This is a genomic window from Wolbachia endosymbiont of Cylisticus convexus, from assembly GCF_003344345.1.
Genome location: NZ_QPIP01000089.1, coordinates 1 through 5,759 on the forward strand (window position 1 = coordinate 1; position 5,759 = coordinate 5,759).

General features: G+C 35.7%; 6 protein-coding genes and 2 tRNA genes. 3 read left to right on the top strand and 5 right to left on the bottom strand.

The annotated features are described in order from the left end of the window. The 4 genes from tuf to carA form a co-directional block, all read right to left on the bottom strand. A partial coding sequence (gene tuf, locus Wcon_RS07815) for an elongation factor Tu (protein ID WP_114517757.1) occupies positions 1–1,131 on the bottom strand: 1,131 nt, incomplete at its 3' end. A 78-nt stretch (positions 1,132–1,209) separates the two neighbouring features. Beyond that, a tRNA-Gly gene (locus Wcon_RS07820) sits at positions 1,210–1,280 on the bottom strand. 4 nt (positions 1,281–1,284) lie between these two features. After that, positions 1,285–1,367: transfer RNA gene (locus Wcon_RS07825), tRNA-Tyr, on the bottom strand. Positions 1,368–1,473: 106 nt separating this feature from the next. Next, complete coding sequence (carA, locus tag Wcon_RS07830; RefSeq protein ID WP_114517786.1) at positions 1,474–2,568, bottom strand: glutamine-hydrolyzing carbamoyl-phosphate synthase small subunit; 1,095 nt, start codon at positions 2,566–2,568, stop codon at positions 1,474–1,476. Positions 2,569–2,777: 209 nt separating this feature from the next. Here carA and Wcon_RS07835 point away from each other — a divergent pair, with 209 nt between their 5' ends. After that, the gene (locus Wcon_RS07835) at positions 2,778–3,494 is read left to right on the top strand and encodes an SDR family NAD(P)-dependent oxidoreductase (RefSeq protein ID WP_114517787.1); all 717 of its coding nucleotides are present in this window, start codon (positions 2,778–2,780) and stop codon (positions 3,492–3,494) included. 153 nt (positions 3,495–3,647) lie between these two features. Continuing rightward, complete coding sequence (locus Wcon_RS07840) at positions 3,648–4,115, top strand: hypothetical protein (RefSeq protein WP_114517788.1); 468 nt, start codon at positions 3,648–3,650, stop codon at positions 4,113–4,115. A gap of 682 nt (positions 4,116–4,797) precedes the next feature. Here Wcon_RS07840 and Wcon_RS13100 read toward each other — a convergent pair. Beyond that, a complete protein-coding gene (locus tag Wcon_RS13100) occupies positions 4,798–4,872 on the bottom strand; it encodes a transposase (RefSeq protein WP_114517789.1) in 75 nt (24 codons plus the stop codon). Positions 4,873–4,931: 59 nt separating this feature from the next. Here Wcon_RS13100 and Wcon_RS07850 point away from each other — a divergent pair. Continuing rightward, a partial coding sequence (locus Wcon_RS07850; RefSeq protein ID WP_114516781.1) for an IS256 family transposase occupies positions 4,932–5,759 on the top strand: 828 nt, incomplete at its 3' end.

The window sequence follows — 5,759 nt, forward strand, 5'->3', positions numbered from 1 at the left end:
ACCACCTTCTCTTATCGCAAAACGCAACCCCTTATCCATTGCTATTGGTGCTTGCAATTCTACTTCTACACTCACATTATCTCCTGGCATTACCATCTCCTTCCCATCTAGCAATTTTATGCTCCCAGTTACATCCGTTGTCCTTAAATAAAACTGTGGCTGGTAATTCGCAAAAAATGGTGTATGCCTTCCTCCTTCTTCTTTCTTCAATATATATACCTCCGCGTTAAATTTCTTATGCGGCGTTATTGTCCCCGATTTTGCTAATACTTGCCCTCTTTCCACCTCCTCTCTCTTTGTCCCCCTTAGTAATATCCCCACATTCAGCCCCGCACTCCCCTTATTCAGCAACTTCTTAAACATTTCTACACCAGTACATATCGTCTTTTGCGTCGCTTTTAGACCTATTATCTCTATCTCATCACCTGTTTTTATCTCTCCCTTTTCTATCCTTCCCGTTACTACCGTCCCACGCCCCGATATCGAAAATACATCTTCGATTGGCAATAAAAATGGTAAATCTACAGGCCTTGATGGAACCTCCACATATTCATCTAATTTTCCCATCAATTTGTCTATTGATTTCTTTCCATATTCACTGCTATCATCCTCCAGCGCCTTGAGTGCTGAACCAACTATCACAGGTACTTCATCCCCCGGAAATCCGTACTTGCTCAGCAACTCTCTCACTTCCATTTCCACTAAATCTATCATATCAGCATCAGCAACATCAGCTTTATTTATGTATACCACGATATATCCAACACCCACCTGCTTTGCCAGCAATATATGCTCTCTCGTTTGTGGCATTGGCCCATCAACCCCCGACACCACCAATATTGCTGCATCCATCTGTGCTGCACCTACTATCATATTCTTTACATAATCAGCATGCCCAGGACAATCAACGTGTGCATAATGCCTTTTTTCCGTCTGATATTCAACATGCGCTGTTGCTATTGTTATTCCCCTCTTTCTTTCTTCTGGCGCTTTATCTATTTGATCATATGCTATAAAGTTCCCGTAATGTTTTGTTATTGCCGCTGTTAACGTTGTCTTTCCATGATCCACATGTCCTATCGTTCCCACATTTACATGCGGCTTGTCAAATGCTTCTACTACTGCTGTCATAATTTTAACTCTTCTATCTAAAATACAAATACATCAATAAATAATATGTTGATTTTATATAAATACAACAAAAAAAAGAGCGGATAGTGGGAATCGAACCCACGTCACTAGCTTGGAAGGCTAGAGCTCTACCATTGAGCTATACCCGCACAATGGAGGAGGTAGGATTCGAACCTACGTACGCTCACGCGGACAGATTTACAGTCTGTTACCTTTAACCACTCGGTCACCCCTCCACAAAAATTTGTTAAGAGAACACTACCTTAACTCAAGCTTTTATTGTATTTAATACTAAACGCCTAAAATTAAAAAATCAAGCAATAAAACCTACTCTGATTAAAATCACGCAGATTTCATTTTATACAACACAATATTATCAATAAAACGTCTAAACAAATAATGCGAATCATGCGTACCTGGAGCTTCTTCTGGATGATATTGCACAGAAAAGACTGGGTAATCCTTAATCATTATTCCTTCTACAGTATTATCAAATAGAGAAATGTGAGTAATCTCAACATTACTTGGAAGAGAAGCTGAATCAACAACAAAACCATGATTTTGGCTAGTTATCTCAATTTTTTCACTCTCTAGATCATAAACTGGATGGTTACTCCCTCGGTGACCAACATCCATCTTGACGGTCTTTGCCCCCAAAGTAATCGACAATAATTGATGGCCCAGGCATATACCAAAAATTGGTATTTTAGACTTTATAATAATGTCTATTTCTGAAATTACACTCCCTCCTATCTCTTGCGGATCACCAGGACCATTTGAAAGCACTATACCATCTGGATCCATGTTTAATACTTTTTGAGCAAAACCTGTACCTGGTCTAATTAATTCAACTGTACAACCAAGTTCTATTAAGCGCGAAACTATACTAATTTTTACGCCAAAATCAACAATTACAACCCTATATTTTGCATTAAGGTCACTTTTTTTAAATTTACTATGCAAGCTGACTTTACTGGTTATTTCTATTCCATCTACAGATTTGTATTCCTTCAATTCATTTAATATATGTACCTCACTTGACGGACATATCATTCCATTTTGAGATCCATGTTCTCTCAAATGTCTCGTCAAAGCTCTAGTATCAATTCCCGATATCCCAATCACATTATTTTTCTCCAACCAATCATTTAAACTAATATATGAAGAAGAGTGAGACATAGGAGAAAGTTCACGCATAATTACACCACTTGCAAAAACTTTTTCTCCTTCATTATCTTTGTGATTTATTCCAACATTACCAATATGAGGAAAAGTGAACGCTATTATTTGATCAGCAAAAGAAGGATCAGTTATAGTATGTTGATAACCTGTCATACCAGTGGTAAAGCAAACCTCACCTATACATTTGCCTTTTTTACCTACCGATTTTCCCCAAAAGCACTTGCCATCTTGTAAAACTAAAGCTGCATCCTGCATTTAATTCTCTCAATTCATTTAAAATATTATATGAGAATTTTAAATCACAAGTAAGCAAATACTAAACTTCCCTTTAATTTATATAATTAAAAAAATTCAAAGTTATAAATAGCTTTCCTCTTTTATTATTTAGTCAATGTTATAGCAAACTTAACTTGTGTGAATAGGCAATAGTCGTTACATTCATACTTCACGTTAGGTAAATCTACATGGATAAAAAGATTTGTCTCATTACAGGAACATCGTCTGGCATTGGAGAAAGTCTAGCACGTTTACTTATTAAAGATGGGTGGTTTGTGATTGGCATTGCAAGGCGCACTGAAAAATTAGAAAAATTAAAAGAAGAATTAGGTAGTAATTTTTTACCTATAACGTGTGATGTAGGCAAGAGTGAAAATATTAGAAATTCGTCTGATTTTTTAAAAAAGCAAAATATTATACCAAAACTTTTTTTCCTTAATGCAGGATGTGGTGAAATAGAAGATGAGTTTCATACCAACATCCATAGAAAAACATTTGAAACCAATTATTTTGGAATTATCAACTGGATTGAAGAATGGCTTAGCCACAGCCATTCTTCAACTTTTGTGGCAATATCTTCTCTTGTTGCTGTTCATGCAACACCACATGCTTCTGCATATTGCGCCAGCAAAGCAGCAATAAGAAGTTGCTTTGAATCACTAAAAATCCAACATGCTAATAGCGCCACAAAATTTATTACCGTAATGCCAGGACCTGTAAAAACTGACATGCTTAAAGCTAACAAACCACTTCCCTTTACATGGGAACCACAAAAGGCTGCAGCACATGTTTTAAAAAATGTATTTAAAGGAAAGAAAATTATATCATTTCCAATTTTTTGGTGGTTATTTTTTCATTTCTTACGAGTTCTTCCCACTAAAATGGTTGCAAGAATCTTATTGTAACTTATCTAAAAAGCATATATCTCCTTGTAAAGCCAACCTTTCTCTAAAACTCCAAATTTAATTACGAAGAAAAAATTTTAATGCTCAAAAATATCTTGACTACCACATACTTCATATTATATGAATAAACTATTAATTAAAGTGGAGGGTGCAATGCCTAGCAATACAGATCAGCCTAAGAAAAAAAATGAGAAATGGCTACTTATAGGAGCTGGCTCATTGTTGCTTGCAACAATGCTACCATCAATCTTCCTTTTAGCAAAAATAGCTATAGCGTTTATTATGACTTCAACTACGGCAATAGCGATAAAAGTTGTCTCAAAAGCAATATCAAATGTCTTAGAGGATAAAGAGAATCAATCAACACAAAATAAAATTATAAATCTAGCTATTGGAGCAGTGTCCATACTTACAGGTGGACTATCATTACTTATTACAGCAAAAACTGGTTTAACCGCAGTATGTTCAACTATAGCTATTTTAGCTCTATACGAATATATTAAAGATGAAAAAATAGGTAAGACTATAAATGATAAATTCGATGAAATAGCTAACAACACAACTGAGTTTTGTGTGGACAGCATTGAAAAACTTATTCCATCACAAAGCTGTGAGGTGTGACCTTTTAGAAGTAATAATTAAATTTAAAAAAAAACACGGACATTGTTTTCATTAGGAAAACCCAATAAAAAATGGCCTATCTTACAGCGTTTAAGTTTGCGCTGTACAATTGCAATAAAAATTACTTGACAGATTTTGACAGCTTTATTACCATAAATAGTAAAGGTATTCTAGAGCTCGAAATCTATGGAGAGTAGACCGGTAGACCTTTTCCGCCAACCTCCACAAGTGTTGAAAGTATAATAAGTGGTATCATAGAAGGTGGTTAACGGCATGTAAATTTCCTCCTGATAATAGAACAATTGATCGTACAAAAGAATCATTAAGATCTAGTGTGAATCGCAATAGTGCTATTTTAAATCCCTGTAAAAAGATTAAGTATTATATCTTCTAAAATCTCTGATCCATCTTGCTGTTGTCCTAGAGTAACTTTATTCCTACTTATAACATCATGCTTTCTGCTTGCTTAAACTCTTGTTATAAATTTGTATTCTCTCTCATCAAACTCAGCAAAAGTTCCAATTTTTCTAATTCCTCTATCAAATAACAAAATATCCTCTTTTTCAATTTTTGCTTCGTTGATTGCCCTTACCAGTGCTATAGCTAACCAAAGTAAGGTTTCCCCGAGTGCTGAAAAACAAAATCAATGGCAGATCAGGCCAAAAATTTGGCAGTGACTTTCTTACGTTATAGCAAACCAAAATTTCTCAATTGGATTTAAATCCGGCGAGTATGGTGGCAAAAAGGGAATGTTCAAAAAAGTGTGTCAAACCGAAAAAAAGTAATTTATATCAATTTAAAAATGGAGGTTTGACAATGAGTCAAAAAGTAGTAAACAGAACTAACGGATTGGTAGATTATAAAGAGTTGGAAACAAATATCCTGTCGTCTATACGAGAAGGAAGACCGTTGACAGGAAAGGAGGGAGCATTAACACCATTTATAAAAAAGCTGCTGGAGGCGAGTCTAGAAGGTGAAATAGAAAACCATTTATTAGCTGAAAGTGAAGAAAATAATCGCAGAAATGGGAGGAATGGAAAGACTTTACGTACAAGTGCAGGTTCATTTGAGCTGTTAACGCCAAGAGATAGAGAAGGAAGTTTTGAGCCGCAAATAGTCAAAAAAAGGCAAACAAGCTTACATCCAGAGCTTGAAACGAAGATTTTGAGCACATTTGCCAGTGGTATGAGCTATAGAGATATAGCGTCACACGTTGAGGAAATTTATGATCACAAAATATCGGTAGCAGAGATATCAAGTATTACCGACAAATTACTGCCTATAATCAATGAATGGCGTAGTCGTCCACTGCAATCAGTATACCCGATAGTATTTATGGATGGGATGTTCTTTAAGGTCAAGGAGGATGGACATTGCGTAAGTAAATGTATGTACAATATATTGGGCATAGACCAAAATGGCAGAAAAGAAGTCCTGGGCTTTTATTTGGCTGAAAGTGAAGGAGCTAACTTTTGGTTGGAAGTGCTAAATAACCTCAAAGAAAGAGGAGTAGAAGATATTCTGATTGCATGTGTAGATGGGCTAAAAAGCTTTCCTGCAGCCATCAACAGTGTATTTCCCAGTGCAGAAGTGCAGCTATGTATAGTACACCAAATAAGAAATTCTCTGAAATATGTATCCAGT